General features: G+C 68.1%; 22 protein-coding genes and 2 pseudogenes. 8 read left to right on the top strand and 16 right to left on the bottom strand.

Going from position 1 to position 22,145, the window contains the following annotated elements; genetic code table 11:
* Nucleotides 1-14 precede the first annotated feature (14 nt).
* The 8 genes from ACGHX3_RS13795 to ACGHX3_RS13760 all read right to left on the bottom strand — a co-directional run bounded on the left by ACGHX3_RS13795 (nt 15) and on the right by ACGHX3_RS13760 (nt 7,525).
* Nucleotides 15-542 carry a lipocalin family protein gene (locus tag ACGHX3_RS13795; RefSeq protein WP_162339029.1) on the bottom strand — a complete coding sequence of 176 codons (528 nt, stop codon included), beginning with the start codon at nt 540-542 and terminating at the stop codon, nt 15-17.
* A gap of 1 nt (nt 543) precedes the next feature.
* Entirely contained in the window at nt 544-1,626 is a 1,083-nt protein-coding gene (locus ACGHX3_RS13790) for a class I SAM-dependent methyltransferase (RefSeq protein ID WP_394695312.1), read from the bottom strand.
* A complete protein-coding gene (locus ACGHX3_RS13785) occupies nt 1,623-2,420 on the bottom strand; it encodes a DUF1295 domain-containing protein (RefSeq protein WP_394695311.1) in 798 nt (265 codons plus the stop codon). Before ACGHX3_RS13785 ends, ACGHX3_RS13790 begins: the two co-directional genes overlap by 4 nt.
* On the bottom strand, nt 2,417-3,664 hold the full coding sequence (locus ACGHX3_RS13780) for a class I SAM-dependent methyltransferase (protein ID WP_394695310.1): 1,248 nt from the start codon (nt 3,662-3,664) through the stop codon (nt 2,417-2,419). The genes ACGHX3_RS13785 and ACGHX3_RS13780 overlap by 4 nt, the downstream gene beginning before the upstream one ends.
* Nucleotides 3,661-4,545, bottom strand: a complete 885-nt coding sequence (locus ACGHX3_RS13775) for a DUF1365 domain-containing protein (protein ID WP_394695309.1) — start codon at nt 4,543-4,545, stop codon at nt 3,661-3,663. The genes ACGHX3_RS13780 and ACGHX3_RS13775 overlap by 4 nt, the downstream gene beginning before the upstream one ends.
* The gene (locus ACGHX3_RS13770) at nt 4,434-5,717 is read right to left on the bottom strand and encodes an NAD(P)/FAD-dependent oxidoreductase (RefSeq protein ID WP_394695308.1); all 1,284 of its coding nucleotides are present in this window, start codon (nt 5,715-5,717) and stop codon (nt 4,434-4,436) included. Before ACGHX3_RS13770 ends, ACGHX3_RS13775 begins: the two co-directional genes overlap by 112 nt.
* 2 nt (nt 5,718-5,719) lie before the next feature.
* Nucleotides 5,720-6,616, bottom strand: a complete 897-nt coding sequence (locus ACGHX3_RS13765; protein WP_394697297.1) for an acyl-CoA desaturase — start codon at nt 6,614-6,616, stop codon at nt 5,720-5,722.
* A gap of 120 nt (nt 6,617-6,736) precedes the next feature.
* Entirely contained in the window at nt 6,737-7,525 is a 789-nt protein-coding gene (locus ACGHX3_RS13760; protein WP_394695307.1) for a hypothetical protein, read from the bottom strand.
* Between the two features lie 142 nt (nt 7,526-7,667).
* Here ACGHX3_RS13760 and ACGHX3_RS13755 point away from each other — a divergent pair, with 142 nt between their 5' ends.
* The 4 genes and pseudogenes from ACGHX3_RS13755 to ACGHX3_RS13740 all read left to right on the top strand — a co-directional run.
* On the top strand, nt 7,668-8,294 hold the full coding sequence (locus ACGHX3_RS13755; protein WP_394697296.1) for a sigma-70 family RNA polymerase sigma factor: 627 nt from the start codon (nt 7,668-7,670) through the stop codon (nt 8,292-8,294).
* On the top strand, nt 8,291-8,962 hold the full coding sequence (locus tag ACGHX3_RS13750) for a ChrR family anti-sigma-E factor (RefSeq protein ID WP_213600487.1): 672 nt from the start codon (nt 8,291-8,293) through the stop codon (nt 8,960-8,962). Before ACGHX3_RS13755 ends, ACGHX3_RS13750 begins: the two co-directional genes overlap by 4 nt.
* A 135-nt stretch (nt 8,963-9,097) precedes the next feature.
* On the top strand, nt 9,098-10,348 hold the full coding sequence (locus ACGHX3_RS13745) for a putative DNA modification/repair radical SAM protein (protein WP_213600486.1): 1,251 nt from the start codon (nt 9,098-9,100) through the stop codon (nt 10,346-10,348).
* Between the two features lie 8 nt (nt 10,349-10,356).
* A pseudogene (locus ACGHX3_RS13740) lies at nt 10,357-11,169 on the top strand (TIGR03915 family putative DNA repair protein); the annotation flags it as partial.
* 33 nt (nt 11,170-11,202) lie between these two features.
* Here the strand turns inward: ACGHX3_RS13740 and ACGHX3_RS13735 are convergent.
* Complete coding sequence (locus tag ACGHX3_RS13735; protein WP_394695306.1) at nt 11,203-12,216, bottom strand: aldo/keto reductase; 1,014 nt, start codon at nt 12,214-12,216, stop codon at nt 11,203-11,205.
* A gap of 42 nt (nt 12,217-12,258) precedes the next feature.
* Nucleotides 12,259-13,356, bottom strand: coding sequence for an alkene reductase (locus ACGHX3_RS13730; protein ID WP_394695305.1), 1,098 nt, complete (start codon nt 13,354-13,356; stop codon nt 12,259-12,261).
* Between the two features lie 139 nt (nt 13,357-13,495).
* Here ACGHX3_RS13730 and ACGHX3_RS13725 point away from each other — a divergent pair, with 139 nt between their 5' ends.
* The gene (locus tag ACGHX3_RS13725) at nt 13,496-14,413 is read left to right on the top strand and encodes a LysR family transcriptional regulator (protein WP_394695304.1); all 918 of its coding nucleotides are present in this window, start codon (nt 13,496-13,498) and stop codon (nt 14,411-14,413) included.
* A 45-nt stretch (nt 14,414-14,458) separates the two neighbouring features.
* Here the strand turns inward: ACGHX3_RS13725 and ACGHX3_RS13720 are convergent, their stop codons facing one another.
* Entirely contained in the window at nt 14,459-17,014 is a 2,556-nt protein-coding gene (locus ACGHX3_RS13720; RefSeq protein WP_394695303.1) for a TonB-dependent receptor plug domain-containing protein, read from the bottom strand.
* A gap of 247 nt (nt 17,015-17,261) precedes the next feature.
* Between ACGHX3_RS13720 and ACGHX3_RS13715 the strand changes: the two genes are divergently transcribed.
* Nucleotides 17,262-17,393 (top strand): hypothetical protein, encoded by a 132-nt coding sequence (locus ACGHX3_RS13715; RefSeq protein ID WP_394695302.1) that lies wholly within the window; start codon nt 17,262-17,264, stop codon nt 17,391-17,393.
* A gap of 135 nt (nt 17,394-17,528) precedes the next feature.
* Here ACGHX3_RS13715 and ACGHX3_RS13710 read toward each other — a convergent pair whose 3' ends face one another.
* The 3 genes and pseudogenes from ACGHX3_RS13710 to ACGHX3_RS13700 form a co-directional block, all read right to left on the bottom strand.
* Nucleotides 17,529-17,918, bottom strand: coding sequence for a DUF1428 domain-containing protein (locus ACGHX3_RS13710; RefSeq protein ID WP_394697295.1), 390 nt, complete (start codon nt 17,916-17,918; stop codon nt 17,529-17,531).
* Nucleotides 17,913-18,266 (bottom strand): annotated as a pseudogene (locus ACGHX3_RS13705) (DUF1428 domain-containing protein); the annotation flags it as partial. The gene ACGHX3_RS13710 and the pseudogene ACGHX3_RS13705, both read right to left, overlap by 6 nt.
* A gap of 160 nt (nt 18,267-18,426) precedes the next feature.
* Nucleotides 18,427-19,527, bottom strand: coding sequence for a DUF1615 domain-containing protein (locus tag ACGHX3_RS13700; protein ID WP_394695301.1), 1,101 nt, complete (start codon nt 19,525-19,527; stop codon nt 18,427-18,429).
* A 96-nt stretch (nt 19,528-19,623) separates the two neighbouring features.
* On the opposite strand from ACGHX3_RS13700, the gene ACGHX3_RS13695 reads away from it, so the two are divergent.
* The gene (locus ACGHX3_RS13695) at nt 19,624-20,334 is read left to right on the top strand and encodes a GNAT family N-acetyltransferase (protein ID WP_394695300.1); all 711 of its coding nucleotides are present in this window, start codon (nt 19,624-19,626) and stop codon (nt 20,332-20,334) included.
* 67 nt (nt 20,335-20,401) lie between these two features.
* The gene (locus ACGHX3_RS13690) at nt 20,402-20,791 is read left to right on the top strand and encodes an STAS/SEC14 domain-containing protein (RefSeq protein ID WP_394695299.1); all 390 of its coding nucleotides are present in this window, start codon (nt 20,402-20,404) and stop codon (nt 20,789-20,791) included.
* Nucleotides 20,792-21,081: 290 nt separating this feature from the next.
* Here the strand turns inward: ACGHX3_RS13690 and ACGHX3_RS13685 are convergent, their stop codons facing one another.
* Nucleotides 21,082-21,615: a hypothetical protein gene (locus tag ACGHX3_RS13685; RefSeq protein ID WP_394695298.1), complete on the bottom strand. Its 534-nt coding sequence runs from the start codon at nt 21,613-21,615 to the stop codon at nt 21,082-21,084.
* A 19-nt stretch (nt 21,616-21,634) separates the two neighbouring features.
* The gene (locus tag ACGHX3_RS13680) at nt 21,635-22,141 is read right to left on the bottom strand and encodes a hypothetical protein (RefSeq protein WP_394695297.1); all 507 of its coding nucleotides are present in this window, start codon (nt 22,139-22,141) and stop codon (nt 21,635-21,637) included.
* Nucleotides 22,142-22,145 lie beyond the last annotated feature (4 nt).

Genomic DNA, 22,145 nt, shown 5'->3' with positions numbered 1-22,145 from the left:
TGCCGTGCGTTCCGTTACTGCGGCACGCGCCGCAGCTTCGACACGTCGTAGCCCAGCGCTTCGATCTGCTTCACCCGGGCCTGGTAGTCGGCTTCCGGAATCCGCGGCGTGCGCGCCATCAGCCACACGTAGTCGCGCTTGCTGCGGCCGACGATGGTCTGCTGGTAATCGGCATCGACCCAGGCGATGACGTACTCGGCCTGGATCGGCCAGACGAACTGCATGTCCCACACCGCGCCGCCGCCATCGGGCTTCACCGTGCCGACGGGGTGCATGGTCTTCTCCGGGCCATCCAGCGCGCCCTTGCGGAAGCGGAACGTGGTCTGGATGCGGCCGTCGGGCATGCGGGCGTAGGACTCCACCGCTTTGTAGGCCTCGCGCTCCGGGAATGACGGGATGTGGGCGATGACGTACCAGTCGCCCATGAAACGGTCCACGTCCACCGGTGCGGCGGTCGGGATGGAAGGCTTGACGTTGCCCGAGCGGCAGGCGGCGGTGGTCGCCACGACCAGGGCGAGCAGCACGAAGGGCAGGGTGCGCATGTCAGTGCTCCCTGGCCGGACGCTGGAAACGGTAGTGCGCCACCAGCCATTCCTGGCCATCGCGGTAGCCGAACAGTTCGGCGCAGGCCATCCAGAACATACGCCAGCGCTGGTTCCACAGCGCCGCGGCCTCGCCGTAGGCCTCGCGCAGCACCGCCATCACCGCGTCGCGGTTGGCGTCGTGCTGCGCCAGCCAGTGGTTGGCGGTGCGCTGGTAGTGGGTGCCGTCGAGCAGCCAGCGTTCCTGCAGTTTCAGGTGCTCCTGGAAGAACAGCAGCAGGTCGGCGGACGGCATCATGCCGCCGGTGAAGAAATGCCGGCCCATCCAGTTGTCCTCGCCCTGCGTCTCGAACGGGTACATCAGGTCGCGGTGGACGAAGATGTGCACGAACAGCGCGCCACCCGGTCGCAGCGCATCGTGGATGCGCCGCATCAGCGTCGCATGGTTGCTGACGTGTTCGAACATCTCCACCGACACGCAGCGGTCGAATGCCTGCGCCTCGAGCTGCAGCTGGTTGACGTCGCAGGTGATGACGCGCACGTTGCCCAGGCCGCGTTCGGCGCAGCGCGCTTCGATGAACTGGCGTTGCGAGTGCGAATTGGACACCGCGGTGATGCGTGCGTTCGGGTAGCGCTCGGCCATCCACAGCGTCAGCGACCCCCAGCCGCAACCCAGTTCCAGGATGTCCTGCCCGTCGGCCAGCGCGGCACGCTCGCCGTACAGGGACAGCATCGCCTCTTCGGCCTGATCCAGTGTTTCGGTTCCCGTCGGGTAGTAGCAACTGCTGTACTTGAGCCGGTGGCCCAGGCAGTGACGGAAGAAATCCGCCGGCAGTTCGTAATGCTGGCGGTTCGCGGCATCGGTATGCACGGCCAGCGCGCCCTGCCGGAGCGCGCGCAGGCGATGCGCGAGCAGCGCGGACTGCGCTTCCTGTCCGCCGTGGCGCTCGTCGCGCAGCCGCTGTGCGCACAGCTGACGGATGCCGTGGCGGACGAGTGCGTCGGGTAGCAGCCCGCGTTCGGCCAGGCCAAGCAGGCCGTGAGCGGCACGGTCGGCCGCCAGTTCTTCCACCATCGCGTTCATCGTGTCGCCTCCTTGGTGGCGGATTTGGGAAACCAGGGGAACAGCATCGGCGTGGTGCGCTGGTACTCGCGGTATGCCTCGCCCCGCGTGCGCAGTGCCTGCGCTTCGGTGTACGGAATGCCGCTGATCCAGCGAAGGAACACGTACATCACCACCGGCCCGCACCACGACAGCCACGCCCATGGCGAGCCGACGGCCAGGGCGATGTAGGCGAACCAGTGCAGCCATTCGAAGAAATAGTTGGGATGCCGGGAGTAGCGCCACAACCCTTCGCGGCAGGTGCTGCCGCGATTGGCCGGATCGGCGCGGAAGCGGGCCAGCTGGCGGTCGGCGATGGCCTCGCCGGCCACGCTGCCGATCCAGATCGCCGCTGCCAGCACGATCCACGGCCATGCGGTGTCGACCGGGCTGCGCGCGGCGGCGGCGAAAGGCAGGGCGAACAGCAGCACCAGCAACGCCTGCGCCATGAAGAACAGGAAGAACTTGCCCTGGTGCCCGTGCCAGTGTTCGCGCAGGTAGCGGTAGCGACCGTCTTCCGGTTCGCTGCGCACGCGATGCCACAGGTGCAGCGCCAGCCGCGCACCCCACAGGCCGCCGAGCACGGCCAGGGCGATGCGTGCGGGCACCGCGCCGTCGCCCAGCACGGCCAGCAGTACCGCGCTGCCGCCTACGCAGGCCGACCACAGCACATCGACTATGCCGGCGTTGTCGTGGCGCTTCTGCCACCACCAGCCGAGCGTCATCACGCCGGCGGCGAGCGCGGCGGCGAGGCCGAGGGCGCCAAGCGGGTTCATGCCGTCGCCCCGTGCGTGGGTCGCGCCATCAGCAGGTGCGACACGCCGATGGAACGTTCCAGGAATCCACCCTCGCAGTACGCCAGGTAGAACTCCCACAGGCGGATGAAGCGTTCGTCGAACCCCTGCGCGCGCACCTCCGGCAGGCGGGTCATGAAGCGGCGCCGCCACGCGCGCAGCGTGTAGGCGTACGACAAACCGAAGTCTTCCTGGTGGACGACCTGCAGGTCGCTGGCGCGGGTCTTGGCGCCGTACATCGCCTCCAGCGACGGAATGAAACTGCCCGGGAACACGAAGCGCTTGATGTAGTCCACCGAATCGCGCGCCTGCACGTAACGGTGGTCCTCGATGGTGATCGCCTGGAGCAAGGCCTGACCCCCGGGCCGCAGCAGGCTGCCGAGTTTTCCGAAGAAGGTGTCGAGGTACTGTGCGCCGATCGCCTCGATCATCTCGATCGACACCAGCTTGTCGTACGTACCCTGCAGGTCGCGGTAGTCCTGCAGCAGCAGGGTGACGTGGTCCTGCAGGCCGGCGGCGGCCACGCGCTGGCTGGCCAGCGCGTGCTGTTCGCGCGAGATCGTGGTGGTGGTGACGTGCGCGCCGTAGTGGCGCGCGGCGTGCAGGGCGAAACCGCCCCAACCGGTGCCGATCTCGATGACACGATCGTCGGGCCCCAGCGCCAGCTTGCGGCAGACGGCGTCCAGCTTGCGGTACGACGCCGTATCCAGATCGTCGTCCGGCGAAGCGAACATCGCCGACGAGTACATCAGGTCCGGCGACAGGAACAGCGCGAAGAAGTCGTTGCCCAGGTCGTAGTGCGCGGCGATGTTGCGGCGGCTGCCCTCGCGCGTGTTGCGGCGCAGTGCGTGCCAGCTGCGCAGCGCCCAGCCGCCCAGTCGCGCCAGCCCGCCTTCCATGCCGTCCAGCAGCGCCCGGTTGCGCACCAGCAGGCGCACCAGGCCCACCAGGTCGTCGCAGCGCCACTGGCCCTCTATCCACGACTCGCCCGCGCCGACGCTGCCCTGTGCCGCGACCGCGCGATAGAAGGCCGGATCGTCGATCCACAGGTGGACGGTCGGCAGCGCACCTTCGCCGGGCGTGCCGAAACGGTGCTCGCCCAGCGCGTCGCTGACCACCAGGACGCCATGGTCCAGCGCATCCAGGCGCGCCAGCAGCTGCGAGCGCAGCAGCCGGTCGAGCGCGCCATAGGACGGTGCAGCGGAAACGTCGACGATCTGGTTCATGGGGTCTCGCGGGCAAGAGGGGAGTGGTCGTAAACGGGCGTGCGTTTCAGCCACAGGCGCAGCGCCTGCCAGTGGATGCCGCCGATCACCTGCGCGGTCATCAGCGGGTAGCGCCACAGCACGCGTGCCAGCGAGGCGCCGTCCAAGGGTCGCCGCAGCAGCGTCAGCGTGGCGTCGAAGGCGCGCTGACCGCCGCGATCTACCTGCATGTGCACGCGCAGCGCCTCGTCGGGCGTGCCGAAGCGCCACTGGTAGGCACAGTCCATCGGCAGGAACGGCGAGACATGGAAGGCCTTGTCGAAGCCCCATTGCCAGCCGTCGCCGTACGGCACGCCATCGCGTACCGGCAGCACATAACTGTGGCGTTCGCGCCACGGCGTGTTGGTGATCTCCGCGACCACCGCCTCCAGCGTGGTGCCATCGGGCTGGAAGCAGTAGTAGAAGCTCACCGGATTGAAGACGTAGCCGCCGTAACGCAGGTGCGTGAGCAGGCGCACGGGGCCACGCGGGCGATGGCCTACGTCGCGTTCGACACGGTCGCGCACGGCGTCGGCCAGTGGCTGGTCGTGCGGTGCGAGGTAGTCGCTGCGGCGGAACTCGGCCAGGTTGCGGCGATCGACCGACCACAGCCAGCGCCGGTCGAACACGCGGTCCAGTTCGTCCAGGTCAAGATACAGCTGCGCCATGCGGTAGCGGAACGCGTGCGGCCGCGGCGTGTGGCGCCGGTGGCGCACCATGCCTTCGTAGACCGCGCTGGCCAGGGGTGTACTCACGCCGTCACCGCGTCCGCCGCGTATCGCGCGTCGGCATCGGCCGGCATCGCTTCCAGCGCGTCGACCACCTCGCGCGCACTGCGGATACCGTCTTCGTGGAAGCCCCATCCCCAGTAGGCACCCGCGAACCACGTGCGCCGGTGCCCCTGGATCTCTGCCTTGCGGCGCCGCGCCGCCACCATCGCATGGTCGTACACGGGGTGGCGGTAATGCATGCGGCGCAGGATCCGCGCGGGATCGATGGCGTCGCTGCGGTTGAGGGTCACCACGAACGGCTCGGGCGACTCCACGCCCTGCAGCAGGTTCATGCAATAGCTGACCGTACAGGGCGCGGATGGATCTCGCGGCACGTGCGCGTTCCATGCGGCCCACGCCTTGCGTCGGCGCGGCAGCAGGCGAGCGTCGGTATGCAGCACGGTGTCGTTGGACTGATAGCGGATGGCGCCCAGCACGCCGCGTTCGCGCGCGTCGGCATCGTGCAGCAGACGCAGCGCATCGTCGCTGTGGCAGGCCATCAGCACGTGATCGAAGCGTTCGGTGCCGGTGGCCGTGACGACGCCGACCTTGTCTTCGCATCGCAGCACGGCGTGCACCGGCGTGGCCACGCGCTCCTGCACGCGCCAGCGCTCGCGCAGCGCTGCGACGTATGTCGCCGAGCCGCCGGCGACCACGCGCCAGGGCGACCGCTCGCCCAGCGTCAGCATGTGGTGGTTGGCCATGAACTGCACCAGATACCGTGCCGGGAAGGCCAGGATGCCCTGCGGCGGCGAGGACCACAGCGCCGAGGCCATCGGCACCAGATGTTCATCGCGGAACGCATCGCCGTAGCCGCCCGCGCGCAGGTATTCCCCGAGCGTAGGGCCGGTGTCGTTGCCCTCCAGCAACGCGGGCGCTTCGCGATAGAAGCGTGCGAGATCGCGCAACATGCCCCAGAAGCGTGGCGACACCAGGTTGCGGCGCTGGCAGAACAGCGTGTCCAGCGAGGTCGCGTTGTACTCCATGCCGCTGCGTTCGCTGTGTACGGAGAAGCTCATCGTGGTCGGCTGCGACGCCACGCCCAGTTCGTCGAACAGGCCGCACAGCAACGGATAGTGGTCCGGGTTGAAGACGATGAAGCCGCTGTCGATCCGGTAGTCGCGTCCGGCCTGGTGGACCGTGTGCGTGTGGGTGTGTCCGCCCAGATAGTCGTTGGCCTCGAACAGCACCACGTCGTGCCGCTGCGACAGCCACCAGGCCGATGCCAGCCCGGCGATGCCCGATCCGATCACCGCGATCCGCATGCTCAGCGCCTCGCCTTGGCCAGCACCCAGGCGGGTACGGGCTTGAGATCGCGCACCAGCCCGAGCAGCGCCATCGCGCGCAGGCCATACCAGGTCAGGTCGATTTCCCACCAGCGGAAGCCCTGGCGCGCGGTGCCCGGGAAGAAGTGATGATTGTTGTGCCAGCCCTCGCCGAAGGTCAGCAGTGCCAGCCACAGGTTGTTGCGGCTGTCGTCGCGGGTATCGAAGCGACGCTTGCCGAAGCGGTGCGCCAGCGAGTTGATGGTGACCGTGGCATGGAACAGCACGACGGTCGAGATGAAGAAGCCCCAGACCAGCAGTTGCGGGCCGCTGGTATCGAGCGAAGGTGCGACCCGTTCCAGCAACGCGCCGAGCGCGTAGAGGCTGGCGGCAAGTACGACCGGCACGACGGTGTCGTATCGGTCCAGCCAGCGCAGCTCCGGATAGCGCGCCAGGTCAGGAATGCGCGACCAGTCGGTCCGGAAGCCTTCCCGGGTGAGGAACCAGCCGGCATGGCTGCGCCAGAACCCGTGCACGGTCGGGGAATGCGGGTCGGCGACCGTATCCGCATGGCGATGATGGTTGCGGTGGTGCGCGGCCCACCACAGCGGACCACGCTGCACGCTGGAGGCGCCGATCAGCGCGAACACGAACTGCAGCACGCGCGAGGTCTGGAACGTGCGGTGCGAAAAGTAGCGATGGTAGAAGCCGGTGATGGCGAACATCCGCACCGCGTACAGCGCCACCGCCACGATCACCGCCACCGGCGACACGCCCACCCAGAACACGGCGAGGCAGGCGAGGTGCAGCCCGACGAACGGCACCGCACGCAGCCAGTCGATCCGGTCGCCGCCGCCCTGGTCCTCGTCCGGCGACTGGGTGTCGAACCAGCGCCGCAGCGCCGCGATCCTGCGTGGCGCCGGCGGAAGAGGGGAGGAATCGCTGGCCGGCATCATGGAGTCTCGATCACTTGAACCCTTACTACGGACGAACGCCCGCATCGGATGCGTGAAGGACGCTCATGCCTGGCATTGGCGCACCAGCGGCGTGGCCAGCGCCTGCTGCAGCGCGCGCGCCTCCGCCGGCGCGGCCGGCTGCGGAAACACGATGCGCACGTCCTGATGCCGGCCCTTCGCATCGCGGATCGTGGCGATGCCGGCGAATTCGAGCAGGCGTTGGTCGGTCTCGGCATACGTCAGCTGCATCGTCGGTGCGACGAAGCCGTACCAGCGGTCCAGTTTCATCGACAGGCGCCGGGCCGCGACGCCGTTCCAGCGCACCTCGGGTCCCGGATCCAGGCGTACTGGCACGAAGTCGAAGCGGCTGGGCAGCAGGAACGGTTGCGTTACCGGCCGTCCCGCATTCAAGGCATCCCAGTGCAGGCGCACGCTGGCGTCGAACCCGGCATCGATCACCGCGCCGGTCGGTGCCGTCACGGTGCGCTCCTTCGCGCGGCCGCCCGCAGCCTCCTGGACGTAGACCACCCGCCCGCCCGCGGTGCTGCGGACCCCTTCGCGATAGCCGTCGCGCGCGTCCTCGAAGGCGAAGTCCGGCGCCTGGGCGGTGGGTCGTTCCACCACCATCTTGCGGGCGAACGCCCGACCGTCCGCACACCGGTACAGCACCAGGCGGCGCGCCGCGCCGTCCTGCCGGTAGCGCCAGTGCGACTCGCGGTAGAGCACGGCCTGCCCCTTGCGGGCGTAAGCGGTGGCCTCCTGGCGGGTTACCTCGGTCGTGGCGATTGCCCGAGGGACGGGCAGCAGCAGAACGGCCAGGGCAATCGGGAGGGCGGCGGGACGACAGGACATGGGCAGGATCCGTGGAAACATCGGCGGGTTGTACGCAGCCGCGCTCCCGCTGGATGCCTGGCGCCGTTCAGGCCGGCTGCATCCGAAGCCCGGTCATCTTCGTAGAGAGCGTCATCACGAACGCAGCGGGACCTGGCATACCATGCCCACCGACCTCACAAGGAGACCGTCGCCCCCTCGGGCGGCACGTCCGGTGTCCACCCCCACGCCCGTTCCGCGCGATGCCCACGACTGGACCGGCGACATGCTCGCCGTCGCCCGCGTGCGCTGCCGTGCCAGCTTCCTGCGCATCTACGACCACTTCATGCCGCGTCTTTGCCTCTACCTGCGCGGTCTGGGCTGTCCTGAAGCGGTCGCCGAAGAGTTGGGGCAGGAGGCGCTGCTGCGCCTGTGGCAGCGCGCCGACCGGTACGACCCGCAGCAGGGCGCGGTGTCGACCTGGCTGTTCCGGATCGGACGCAACCTGCATATCGACCGCATCCGGCGCGAACCGGGCTGGGTGCAGATCCTGGAGGATGCCGGTCCGGCGGCCGACGAGGAAGTGGCGCGTCCCTTCTCCTCCGCAGAGGACCACGCGGAGCATGCGCACCTGCAACGTCGCATCGACGACCTGCCGGCCGTGCAGGCACGGCTCATGCGCATGTCCTACTTCGAGGCCAAGAGCCACCAGGAAATCGCCGACGAGCTGCAGATGCCGCTGGGCACCGTGAAATCCCACCTGCGCCGTGCGTTCCTGCGGCTGCAGGGTCAAGTACGAGGTCAGTCGTGAACCCGCACCATCATCTCGATCCGTCCACCGTGGTCAGTTACGCCGCCGGCGCGCTGGCGGTGGAGGTGGCGATCGTGGCCGCCACCCATCTTGAGACCTGCGCGCACTGCCGCGCGCGCGTGGACGAAGCCGAGCGTGTCGGCGGACAGCTGGTCGAACAGCAGCAGCCCGCTGCCGTCGACGCTGCGCGCCTGGCCGGCCTGCGCGCGTCGATCCTCGAACGCCTCGACGAACCCCCGGCACCGGCCGCCGCCGCGCCGTCGCGTGCCGCGCCCTACGAGGACGACGATCGCCTGCCCACGCCGCTGCATGCCTACTTCGGCACCTCCTACCGCGCCCTCAAGTGGCGCTGGATGGCGCCGGGCGTGCACTGCATCCGCGCGCCTAACACCGGGAAGGGATCGCTGCTGCTGCTGAAGATCGGTCCGGGCCGCAGCATGCCCGTGCACAGCCACGGCGGCACCGAGCTGACCCAGATCCTGCGCGGCGCCTACCACGACGCACTCGGCCACTTCGCCCCCGGCGACGTCGCCGACCTGGACAGCGATGTCGAGCACCAGCCGGTCACGGTTCCAGGCACTGCCTGCATCTGCGTCTCCGCCCTGGATGCACCGCTGCGGTTCCCCGGTTGGTTCGCGCGCAAGCTGCAGCCGCTGTTCAAGCTGTGACGGCAGGCCGCGGCGCAACGTCGAGGGCAGCCGTCGCCACCTGCTGCCCTCGGTGTGAAAGATGAGGGCCGCTCGCGGGAACAGAGGCGTTGCGCCGTCTCACGCCGTGCACTGCGCGATGGCTAGACTCTCCGCATGCAACTGAAAGACAAGCTTGCGATCCTCGCCGATGCGGCCAAGTACGACGCGTCGTGCGCGTCGAGCGGCGCGGGCAAGCGACACTCGCTGGGCAAGGGTGGGATCGGCAGCACCGAGGGCATGGGCATCTGCCATTCGTACACGCCGGACGGGCGCTGCGTATCGCTGCTGAAGATCCTGCTGACCAATTTCTGCATCTACGACTGCGCCTACTGCGTCAATCGCGTCTCCAGCAACGTGCCGCGCGCGCGCTTTGCCACCGCCGAGGTGGTGCGGCTGACGCTGGAGTTCTACAAGCGCAACTACATCGAGGGCCTGTTCCTTTCCAGCGGCATCATCCGCAACGGCGACTACACGATGGAGCAGATGGTGGAAGTTGCGCGCAGCCTGCGCGAGGACCATCGCTTCGCCGGCTACATCCACCTGAAGACCATTCCCGAAGCGTCGCCGGAACTGCTCGCCGCTGCCGGTCGCTACGCCGACCGTCTGAGCATCAACGTCGAACTGCCGACCGAAGCCGGCCTGAAGCAGTTGGCGCCGCAGAAGGAGGCGCAGGGCATCCGCGATGCGATGGGCGAACTGCACTGGCGCATCCAGGCGGCGAAGCCGGACAGGAAAGAGGTGCAGCCGAAGCGGAAACGTCCGCCGAAGTTCGCGCCGGCCGGGCAGAGCACGCAGATGATCGTCGGTGCCGATGCCGCCGATGATCGCGCCATCCTGACCAGCAGCGATGCGCTGTATCGCCAGTTCCGCATGCGGCGCGTGTACTACTCCGCGTTCAGTCCGATCCCGGATGCCTCCACACAGCTGCCGCTGCGCGCTCCGCCGCTGCAGCGCGAACACCGCCTGTACCAGGCCGACTGGCTGCTGCGCTTCTACGGTTTCGACGTGAAGGAGATCGTCGACGACACCGCGACGCAGGGCGGCATGCTGGACCTGGACATCGATCCGAAGCTGGCGTGGGCGCTGCGCCACCCGGACCGGTTTCCGGTCGACCTCAACACGGCGCCACGCGAGATGTTGTTGCGTGTGCCGGGGCTTGGTGCGCGCAACGTGCAGCGCATCGTCGATTCGCGCCGGCAGGGCAGGCTGCGCGTGGCCGATCTGGCGCGCCTGCGGGCGCCGCTGCAGAAGGTGCTGCCGTTCGTCGTGCTGCTGGACCACCACCCGCGCCAGCGCCTGGACGATCCGGTGCGGCTGCGGCGCGAACTGGCGCCGGCGCCGCGCCAGGCCGACCTGTTCGGCTGAGGCGCACGATGTTCCGCGCCACCGTGATGCCTGCCTGGGACCTGGATGCCTGGCGCGCGCAGGCGCGACACGCGTGGGAAGCGGAATTGCCGCCCGACGCGGTCGAGTGGCAGGCCGATGCGCAGGGCGAACTGCTCGCGGCCGCGGGCGTGATCGAGCAGCCGGTGCAGCGGAAAGGCCTGTCGGTGCCGGCAGACTTCATGCCGTTCGCGGCCTCGGTGCTGTGCCACCGGGATGTGGGCCGGCACGCACTGCTGTATCGCCTGTTGTGGCGGATCGGCAACGGCGAACGCGCGCTGCTCGACCGTGCCACCGACGCCGACGTACACCGTGCGACGCGCTGGGCGCAGGCCGTGCGCCGCGACACGCACAAGATGAAGGCCTTCGTGCGGTTCCGTCAGATCGACGGCGAGGACGATGCCTATATCGCCTGGTTCGAACCCGACCATTACATCGTCGACCGGGTCGCGCCGTTCTTCATGCGACGCTTCGCCGGCATGCGCTGGGCGATCCTCACCCCGTATCGCAGCGTGCAATGGGATGGCGAGCAATTGTGGGCCGGCGAGGGCGCGCAGCGTTCCGACGCGCCTGCCGACGATGCCGAGGACGCGCTGTGGCGCACCTACTACGCCAACATCTTCAATCCCGCGCGCCTCAACACGCGGATGATGCGGCAGGAGATGCCGCAGAAGTACTGGAGACACCTGCCGGAAGCGCACCTGCTGCCGGACCTGATCCGTGAGGCCGGACGCCGCGTCCGCGAGATGGACGAGCGCGAAGCGCAAGCGCCGCGCCGACGGATTCCGGAGCGCAAACCGCCCTCGCGTTGACGAGGGCGGTCGCGCGTCTCCGGATCAGCCGTCGCTTGGCAGCGGCGCGTCGGGATGCACCAGGCCCGCACTGCGCAGGTCGTGCCAGAAGCCGGCAGGCACCACTTCCTTCAGCGCCGCGCTGTCCTCGGCGATGCGATCGGGCCGGCTGGCACCGGGAATGACCGCGGCGACGGCCGGATTCGCCAGCGCGAACTGCAGGCCGGCGGCCTTCATGCTGATGCCGTACCGGTCGGCGAGCGCCTTGATGCGCGCGACCTTGTCGAGGATCTGCGGCGTGGCCGGCGCGTATTCGAAGTTCGGACCGCCGACCAGCGCACCGGAACTGTAGGGGCCGCCGACGACGATGCCGAGACTGCGTTCGGCGACCTTCGGCATCACCCGCTGCAGGGCACGCCCATGGTCGAGCAGGGTATAGCGGCCGGCGAGCAGGAAGCCGTCCGGACGCGGCCCTTCCAGATCCAGCAGCAGTTCGATCGGCTCGACCCGGTTCACGCCCAGGCCCCAGGCCTTGAGGGTGCCTTCATCGCGCAGGCGATCCAGTGCCCGGAACGCGCCGGTGCGCGCCTGCTCGAACATCGACAGCCACTCGTCGCCGTAGAAGTCCTGCGCGACGTCGTGCACCCAGGCGATCTCGATGCGGTCGGTCTTCAGGCGTGTCAGGCTGTCATCGATCGAGCGCAGGGTGGCGTCGTAGGAATAGTCGTTGACGATGCGGTTCGGGCGTCCGTACTTGAACACCTCGCCTTTCTCGCCGAGGTCGCGCGCGCTGACGTCTTCGACGTCATCCAGGATCAGTCGGCCGACCTTGGTGCTGATGACGTAGGCGTCGCGTGGTTTGTCGGCAAGCGCCTCGCCCATGCGGATCTCGGCCAGGCCGGCGCCATAAAAGGGCGCATTGTCGAAATAGCGGATGCCATCGTGCCAGGCGGCGTCGACCGTGGCGCGCGCTTCGGCTTCCGGGATGTCGCGGAACATGTTGCCGAGCGGCGCGGTGCCGAAGCCGAGCTTGCCGGGGAGCAGGTCGTGGAGGGACATGGTGGACTCCTGAGGTTCTGGGTTGAGGGTGGAGGGCGGCGATCAGGCGACGTCCGCCTGCGGTGCGGTGAACTGCGTATAGCCTTCCGCGCCGCCGCCGAAGTAGCCGGCCGTCGGCGCATCGAACAGCGGCGTGTCCGTACGCAGGCGTTCGACCAGATCCGAATTGCCGATGAAGGGCTTGCCGAACGCGACCATGTCGGCGTGGCCGCCGGCCGTGGCGTCGAGCGCGCGCTGGCGGTCGTAGCCGTTGTTGGCGAGATAGGCGCCACCGAAGGCTTCGCGCAGCGCCTTCACGTCGAAGTCGTCGGCGCCGTTGCCCGCGTGCAACTGGCCTTCGACCACGTGCAGGTAGGCCAGTCCCAGCTCGCCGAGGCGACGCGCGACGTACAGGTGCGTCTCCATCGTGCGACTGTCCAGTGGCGTGTCGCCGATCGCGGTGGACAGCGGCGACAGGCGCAGGCCGACGCGGTCGGCGCCCCAGACCTCGGCCACCGCCGCGGTCGCTTCCAGCAGCAGGCGCGCGCAGTTCTCGACCGAACCGCCGTAGCGGTCGTCGCGGTGGTTGGTGCTGTCGCGCAGGAACTGCTCCAGCAGATAGCCGTTGGCGGCGTGCACTTCCACGCCATCGAAACCGGCGTCCTTCGCTCGCCGTGCGGCCTGGTGGTAATCGTCGACAATGCCGGCGATCTCCTCGGTGGCGAGGGCGCGCGGCATGGATGGCGGGGCGTAGCCGGCTTCGGTGAAGACATGGCCGCCGGCCTGGATCGCCGAGGGCGCGACCGGTGCAGCGCCGTCTTCCTGCAGACTGGTGTGCGACATGCGGCCCACGTGCCACAGCTGCACCACGATGCGACCGCCGGCGGCATGCACGGCATCGGTGACCGGCTTCCATGCCGCGACATGGGCATCGGTATACAGGCCCGGCGTGTAGGCGTAGCCGCGGCCCTGGCGGGAGATGTTGGTGGCCTCGGTGATGATCAGCCCGGCCGACGCGCGCTGGCCGTAGTAGTCCACGGCCAGCGGCGTCTGCACGCCGTCCATGCCGGCGCGCGAGCGGGTAAGCGGCGCCATGGCGATGCGGTTGCGGACCTCGATGGCGCCGAGGCGGGTCGGGGAAAACAGGGCGGCGGTGGACATGGGGCGGCTCCAGCGTGGGGTGGGTGGGAGGCGCCTTCGGTGGCTGGGCCTCGCCGGGATGGACGCAGGATGCGCGCCGGCAAGGCATACGGCAAATTTATCTGTTGAATTCCAGATATATGAAATTCAATATGACTGCATGCGCTACGACCTCAACCTGTTGCCCGTCTTCCTGGCGCTCATGGACGAACGCAGCGTGACCCGTGCCGCCGCACGCCTGGGCATCACCCAGCCCGCACTGTCGAATGCGCTGGTGCGGCTGCGCGAGATGCTGCAGGACCCGTTGTTCATCCGCGAGCGCTACGGGATGCAGCCGACGCAGAAGGCGGTGGAACTGGCGCCGGCCATCGCCGCCGCGCTGTCGCAGGTGGATGCGCTGGTGCTGGGCCAGCGGCAGTTCGATCCGGCGAAGGAGGAGCGTCTGTTCACGCTGGCACCGAACAGTTATTTCGAGTTCGTGCTGGTGCCGGCCATTGTGGCGCGACTGCGCGAGCGCGCTCCCGGCATCCGGCTGCGGCTGGTTCCGTTCGGCACCGACTTGGCGGAGACGGGCGCCATCTCCGGCGAAACCGCGATGGTGCTGGGCCGGTTTGTCGAGCCGCCGGACAATCTGGTGGTGCAGCACCTGGCCGACGACGGTCTGGCATGCGTGGTGCGCGCTAACCATCCCATGATCAACAAGCGTCTGTCGAAGGCGCAGTACGAGCAGTTGCGGCACGTCAACGTGGTGCCGCCGGGCAAGCTGCGCGCCGGCCTGTTCCAGGCGTTGGAGAGGCAGGGACTGCGGCGCGAGGTCGCCGTGTCGGTGACGCACTTCCTGTCGATCCCGGAGCTGGTGGCCGCGACCGACTACTGCGCCACGCTGCCGAAACTGATCTGCGCGCGACTCGCGCGCGATCCGCGTCTGAAGGTGCTGCCTACGCCGGTGGACCTGGGCACGTTCCCGCTGGAGATGGCATGGCACGTGCGCTACCGCCACGATCCGGCGCACCAGTGGCTGCGTGCGCTGGTCGCGGAGGCGGCGAAGGATGTCGCGCGAGGCGCGGCATCCCGTTGAACGGAATGCCGGCGCCCGTGCAGGACGACGGCCTCCGTCGATCGATCAGAACTTCCAGCCCACGCGGGCGTAGTAGAAGCCGCCGTTGAAGCCGTACGGCGAATGCACCGGATACGCCGCACCGGCGACCGACGCGCCCCACGGATTGTCGTCCGGCGTCTCGTCGAACAGGTTCTGCGCACCGACGTTGACGTACAGACCGGAGGGGAAGGTCCAGCCCACTTCGGCATCGACGATCAGCTTGCTGTCCTCGTAGATCGGCAGGCCACCGTCTTCAATGGTGATCGCGCCGCTGTCCAGGTGATCCTCGTACCACGAGCCGTAGTAGCCCAGGCGCAGGTTGGCGTGGAAGACCTCGCGCTGGTGGTTGACGCTGAAGTAGCCCTTGGTCTTCGGCAGCGATTCCTCGATCTTGTAGACGCGGGCTTCGTTGATGAAGTTGGGGTCGTAGCGGTCCACTTCGGTCTTGTTCCAGTTCACCGCGAGCGAATACGTGGTCTTGCCGCCGAAGTGCGCCGTCTCCACGCTGGTCACCAGGTCGACGCCGGTGGTGGTGGTGTCGAAGGCGTTGCCGAAGTAGGTCACCGAACTGAGCGATGCGGCTTCCGGATTGCCCGAGGCGACCAGGGCGTCGCGCTCGGCCGGTGTCAGCGCGAAGCTGGTGCTCAACGCGATGCGGTCTTCCACCTCGATGCGATAGCCGTCCACGGTCACCAGCCAGTCGCCGCTGCTCCACACCATGCCCAGCGACAGGTTCTTCGACTCCTCGGGCGTCAGGGCGCGTGCGCCCTTGAGGATCGCGATGGGGTTGGTCGGCGGCAGCGTCGCGATGTCCTCCAGCACGCTGCCGTTGAACGCCGTGCTGATCTGGCTGATGTTCGCCTGGCCGGGCGTGGGGGCGCGGAAGCCGGTGTTGTATGCGCCACGCAAGGCGAAGGTGTCGGACACGTCGAAACGCGCGGTCAGCTTGCCGTTGGTGGTGCTGCCGAAATCGTCGAAGTCTTCATGACGTACTGCGGCGGCCAGCAGCAACTGTTCGGTGAACTGCGCCTCCAGGTCCAGGTAGACCGCCCAGTTCTTGCGATCCCACTCGCCGGCCGTGCGCGGACTGAACCCGTTGAAGCCGTTCGAGCCCAGTGCGAAGCCCTGTTGCGTCAGCGGGCCGACCGCAGTGGAAGGACCGTCGCCGGCTTTCACCTCGAAACTCTCCTCGCGCCACTCCGCACCGGCCGACAGGCGCAGGGGCTGCGCGGTGAACGAGGTCTCGAAGTCGGTGCCGACGTCGAAATTCACGCCCTTCTCCATCTGCGTGTTGCCGCCGGGACTGAAGCGCAGGCCTTCCGGCTGCGCCGCACCGAGCGATGCGTTGACCGTGTTGTAGATGGTGAAGTCGATGTCGTTGCGGCCGTAGGTCACGCTGGCATCCCAATGCCAGCCGTTGCCCCACATGCCCTTGATGCCACCGACCACCGACAGGTCCTCCAGGCTGCCGCCGAAGCGCGGCGTGAAGCCGCCGGGCAGCGTCGAGAGGAAGGTGAAGCAGTTCGACGGCAGCGCCGAGACGGCCGAGCTGACCGTGCTGTACGGAATCAGGTTGCCGTTGGCGTCGCGCAACGCGATGGTCGGGCAGGTGCCGACGCCCGTGGTGTTGCCGATCAGCAGTGTTTCGCCGCCATCGTTGGAGTACACGCCGGAACGCGCGGTGGGATCGCGGAAGTAGAAACCGCCATCGACGTCGCGCTTCGCGTAGTTGCCGAACAGGTAGAGGTCGACGCTCTCGCCGGTGATGCCGAGGTTGCCGACGAACTTGAGGTCGTCGTTCACCTCCGGCGAACCCCAGATCTGCGCCGGGACGGGCACGCCGGGATAACCGGCGGCGATCGCGGCCGCCGCATCGTCGCGCTGCACGCTGCGCGAGGTGGCATCGGCATTGCGCCATTCGGCAGTGAACGTGGCGTAGCCGTTCGCGGTCAACGGCAGGCCGATCTGCGCCGAGTACTGGGTGGTGAAGCCGTCGCCTTCGTAGTACTGGCCGGCGAACGCTTCGAACGCGCCGCCTTCGCTGATCTTCTTCAGGCCGAAGTTGACCACGCCGGCGATGGCATCGGAGCCGTACTGGGCCGCCGCGCCGTCACGCAGCACTTCCACCTGCTCCAGTGCCATCGACGGGAACACCGAAAGATCCGGGCCTTGGGAGCCATCGGACAGCCCATGGCCGAGGAAGGTGATGACGGCCGAGCGATGGAAGCGCTTGCCGTTGACCAGCACCAGTGTGTTGTCCGGCGGCAGGCCACGCAGGTTGGCGGGACGCACCAGGCTGGCGGCGTCGTCGATCGGAATGGTGCTGACGTTGAACGAAGGCACGAGCACGCGCAGCTGGTCGAGTGCGTCGGTGGCGCCCTGGTTGCGGAATTCCTCGGCGCTGATGATGTCGATCGGCACGGCCGACGACGAGACGGTGCGGGGTTGGCCGCGACTGCCGAGGACCGACACCGTATCGAGCGTGGTGGCGTCCTCGGTGGATTGCGTGGTGGCCGGCGCGGCCGGCTCCGCGGTCTGCGCGATGGCGGTGCCGCTGCCCGCCAGCGTGGCGGCGATCAAGGCCCATCTGACGGCGGACGCCAGCGGCGTCCTGGAAACACGTGGGTACGGCTGCTCTCTCTTGCCCATGCGATGCGCCCCTGAATAGTGCGTTGGAAGTGGTGGATCCCTCTCGTGTGCGGGATGCAACGAATGAAGCGTTGTCCCAGGCACATCGGTAACCGGCGTAACGCTGTTGCGCAACAGCATCGGGTTACTCGAATCACCTTAGGCGGCGGCGAAGTGTGCGAAGTGAGGTGGCGATCACATGGCGACGCGCGACGACGCGAAAGTAATCGACGTTATTTCCAAAACACCCGTGTTTCCATACGGTTTTTCGACGACGCACTCGCGTGGTGCGCAACGCATCATTCCCGTGCGTGCACTGCTGAACGCGTGAATGAGGCGGATAAACAGATGCGGTCGCCGTGTTCGTACGGCGACGTGCGGCATGCCGTCTTCACGACGTACATCCGCGTCTCCGGTCGATGGTGTCGGCGCCGGAGCGGAACGTGTTCCGCTCCGGATGCCGCGATCAGGCGCGCAGGTCGACCACCGGCGTGAAGCCGCCATAGACCATGCGCTGGCCGTCGAACGGCATCGGCGTGTCGCCCTGGCTGGCGGGGTCCATGCGCGGGTCGTCCATCACCTGCTTGGTGCCGGCATCGCGAGAAGCCTTGTCGGGCCATTCGATCCACGAGAAGGCGACGTTCTCGCTCTCCTTGGCCTGCACGGCGCGGAAGAAGTCGGTCTGCGTGCCGTGCGGTACGTCGTCGCCCCAGGCCTCGATGATGCGCGCCGCGCCGTACTCCATGAAGATCGCGTCGAACGTGGCGGCGAAGTCGGTAAACGCCTCCTTGCCGTCCGCGGGTGCGGCAAGGATGAAGCCGTCCACGTACGACGACGGCGCGCCTTCCGGTCCCAACGTCACCGTGGGGACGAAGCCGCCGTAGATCAGCCGCTTGCCGTCGAACGGCATCGGATTGTTCTCGGGCGACATGCGCGGGTCGTCCATCATCTTCTTCATGCCGACATCGCGCGTGGCCTTGTCGGGCCATTCGATCCACGAGAACACCACGCTCTCATCCGCCTTCGCCTGCACGGTTCTGCGGAAATCGGTGACCTTGCCGTCGGGTACGTCGTCCTCCCAGCATTCGACCACGCGCGTCGCGCCCTGCTCGATGAAGACGGGATCGCCTAGGTTGGCGTGGTCGATGAACTTCTGCTTGTTGGCGGTGGGCACGGCGGCCACGAAACCATCGATGTACGGCATGGAAACCTCCGGGGATGCGGCACCGGCATGGCGCCTTCCTGAACGCGACGAGCGGGCCGGGCCGATTTCGACATCCCGCCCTCGCATCCCGTGCCCAACCTGCACGAGAGGGCGGAACAGTGGCGTGACGATCTCCGTGCACGCCGGCGGAGGGAACGGCTCAGCGCTGCAGGCAGTTCCGGTAGCGCTCGTCCACGCGGGTGGCGAACCAGGCGGTGGTCAGTTCGCGGGTGATCTTGGGGCTTTCCAGCCGGATGCCCGGAATCATGGCGCGTGGCAGGGGTTTCCCCGCACGCGCTTCGGCCAGGGCATAGACGCGTGCGTACAACTCGGTATCGCCGAAGTCGAGCCGGTTGCCGCGCTCCAGTGCATCGCGGATGGCGCGGTCGTCCATGCGCAACTCGGCCGCCAGCGTCCGCACCGCGCGCTCGGTCTGGCCGGGCCTGGTCAGTGGCGCCCCCGGAGTCAGCAGATCGCCATCGAGCGCGAGCGTGGCACCGGTCGCGATGCCGACCGCGCTCTGGAACGCCGCGTTGCGGCTGGCATACCAGCCGGCGTTGTAATCGGCGAAGCGGTGCACCTTGCGGGTGTAGGGCGTGTCGTAGCCCAGCAGATGGGCGATGCCGAAGTACAGGCCACCGCGTCGGGTGAACACTTCGTCGCGGATGCTGCCGTCGACCGGATAGGGATAGCCGGCGGCTTTCGATTCGGCGAACGGAATGCCGACCTGCATCGGGCCGCCGGTCTGCACCGGGTTGTAGTCCGCGAACAGGCGCTTGCCCAGCGGCACGCTGCCGATCATGTCCTGGTAGATGTCGCTGAGGTCGCGCTCGGTGCGCACCACGCGCAGGCGTTCGGCGTACGTGCGTCCGTCCGGTGAACGCAACGCCAGCGCGGCGTCGACAAGGAACGTCGGCACGTGCATGGCCGCGGCGCGACGGTCGATCTCGCCACGCGCGATCTTCGGCAGGTTGGCGACGGCAGGATTGGCGACGTAGCCCGATTCCTGTTCGGTGACGGCCAGCACCGCGCAGATGTTCTCGCTGTTCGGGGCGATGCGCTGTGCGGCGAATGCGGTTTCGATGTCGGCCGCCCAACGTTCCCGGTCGGCCACGGTGGCCGGCATCCGTCGCACGATCTCGCTGCGCGTGTCGGCGGGCGGTCGGGTCGGCGCGGGTGGTGCGGTGACGCAGCCGGCGAGCAGCAACGCGAGCCACGGTGCGATGTGGCGCAATGGACGACAGGTGGCAGGCAGGGTCATGCGCGCAGCATACGAAGCGCGCCGTCCGGATGCACCCGCGTGCAGCGCAGCGGTGGGCCGCCATGGATAATCGGGGCTCCCCCGATAGCCGCCGCCATGGACACTGCCCTCGACAATCCCTTCTGGTCGGCGCTGGATTCGATCCATCGCGAGGTCGCCCTGCGCTCCGGCGACGTGGCGCGCTACCCCGCGGCGTTCGCCCCGTTCCTGGGCGTCGCGTCCGTCGACACGGCGCCGGGGGACGCCTTCGACCTGCTGGTCGCGCCCGGCGAATCCGTCTACCTGCTCGGCATCGCGCCGGTATCGCCCGTGGGTTGGCGGCTGCAGGCCTTCCGTCCGCTGGCGCAGATGGTGTGCGACGCGCCGTTGCCGATGGCCGACGGCCCCGACATCGTGCCGCTCGGCGATGCGCAGCGCGAGGACGTGCTGGCGCTGACCGCGCTGGTGTACCCGCATTACTTCCGCGCACGCACGATGGACCTGGGTCGCTACTTCGACATCTACGAACAAGGCCGGCTCGCCGCGATGATCGGCGAGCGTCTGGGCAGCGCCGGTAGCCGCGAGATGAGCGCCATCTGCACGCATCCGGATTTCACCGGCCTTGGCTACGCACGGCATCTCACCGCATGGCTGACCAACGCGACGCTGGCGCGCGGCGTGCAGCCGTTCCTCCACGTCAGCCATGAGAATGCGCGCGCGAAAGCCCTGTACGAGCAACTCGGCTACCGGGTGCGGCGCGATATCGAGTTCTGGTCGCTCACGCGCGAGGGGCAGCAGCACACGCGCGGGAACGGTGCAGCTTCGTGAAGCGGATTTGACGCACCGTGCTGCCGGCAGGGGCTAAGGTCGCCGCTGGTTTTCAAGGAGCGCGCGCATGATCGAGATCCTGGCGAGCCCGCCGCACGTCGCGGCGTATCGCTTTACCGATGAACTCACCGGCGCCGACTACGACGCCTGCATCGCCGACCTCGAATCTCGGCTGGCGCGCTTCGAGCGCATCGCCGTGGTCAGCGACATCAGCGACCTGCATGGACAGGCACTGGAGGTGGTCGGCAAGGACCTGCGCTATGCGCTGTCCAGGCGTGGCGAGTACGACCGCTTCGCGCGCGCTGCGGTGGTCACCGACAAGCGCTGGTTGGTGACGGTCACCGGACTGGTGGACAGGGTGATGCCGCGGACGGAAATGCGCACCTTCGCACCCGAGGAACGGACCGTGGCCTTGGCGTGGGCGACAAACCTGGAGCCGGCGCCGCCGATGTCCTGATCGCTCAGGGGAACAGCGCCGCGCTGAGCACCGCGAGCGTCATCCCCAGGCCCATGAAGGCCAGGCGATGCAGCAGCGAGAACGGGGCAGGTGCGCGGTGCATGGCGGTATCCAAACCTGAGTGGCGCGAACGCGCCGTGAAGCCCCTGTATCCGATCAAACGCTGCGACCGGTGAGGACCGGCCAGCGTGCGTCAGGCAGGCATCGGACCGTCGTCCAGGTCGCCGTCGCTGCCTGACCCCGGCCAGTGTTGCGTCTCTTCCCAGGCTGCGATGGCTTCCAGCGCATCGTCACCACCGCATCATCGGCAGCGGCGAGAAGGGATGCCGATACAGGCGTTGCAGGGTGAACTGCAGCAGGCGGCGATGGAATCCCGCATCGGGAAACCTCACCCTGACCTCGTGCACCACGTCGCGGCTCAGGCCGAAGCGCAACACGCCGTTGCTGACGTCGATCCAGTCGGCACGCCGGAATGTCTCCACGCTCGCATGCGTGTCCGCTGGCATGCGCCGGATCCGGTGGTGATGGTCGATCATCGCGTCCACGTCCTCCTGCCACGCCGGCTTGCCGATCGCCTGCAGGTGGTTCCGGGCGAGCAGGCGCGACGGCGGCAGATAGTCGAAAGTGCGTGCCGTCCAGATGCCGAGGTCGTGGAATGCCACGGCGATGCAGAGCTTCTCCAGCGCCTCCGCATCGCCGGGCGCCAGCAGCCAGTAGAAATTCGCGACCCGGTATGCGTGATGGCGGTAGCCGGACGCATCGCTGCCGAGGTGCGGGACGTGCGCATGGAGCAGGGCATCCAGCGTGGGCAGCGACGTCAGCATGGCCGCTGCACGCCAGCGCTCAGGTCGCAGGATGGGCCAGCTGCACCCGCCCGCGGCGCAGTGCGCGTACCTGCAGGATCATGCCCACGAGGAACACGAGGAACGTCGCGCCTACCAGCTTCTGCAGCAGCGGATCCTGCGGACCCGACACCAGCGGTGCGCCGATCGGCACGCGCGTCAGCGTTTCGGTGAAGCCGGGGATGAAGTGGAAGTACACGGTCAGCGTGAAGGCCAGCGATGCCGCGACATGCCGCCACGAACCGAGCACGGCGTTGCGGCCCAGCAGCACCGCGACGGCGAGCACGATCAGGGTCAGTACGGTCAGGCCATGCGCTTCGCTCAGCTTGCCGGTGCGCATCAGGAAGAAGCTGGTCAGGCAGGTGGCGACGGTGAACCAGGTATAGGTCTTGCCCAGCGTGGTCGCATAGCGGATGTCGTGGTAGCGCAGCAGCGCGTACAGGCCGCCGAACAGCGACACGAGGCTGATGGCGGTGTGGAACCAGCCGAACGGCGTGATGTTGAGCATGGGA

It is taken from the genome of Pseudoxanthomonas japonensis (assembly GCF_043632995.1).
GTDB lineage: Bacteria > Pseudomonadota > Gammaproteobacteria > Xanthomonadales > Xanthomonadaceae > Pseudoxanthomonas_A > Pseudoxanthomonas_A japonensis.
This window is presented reverse-complemented; position numbering and strand designations above follow the sequence as displayed.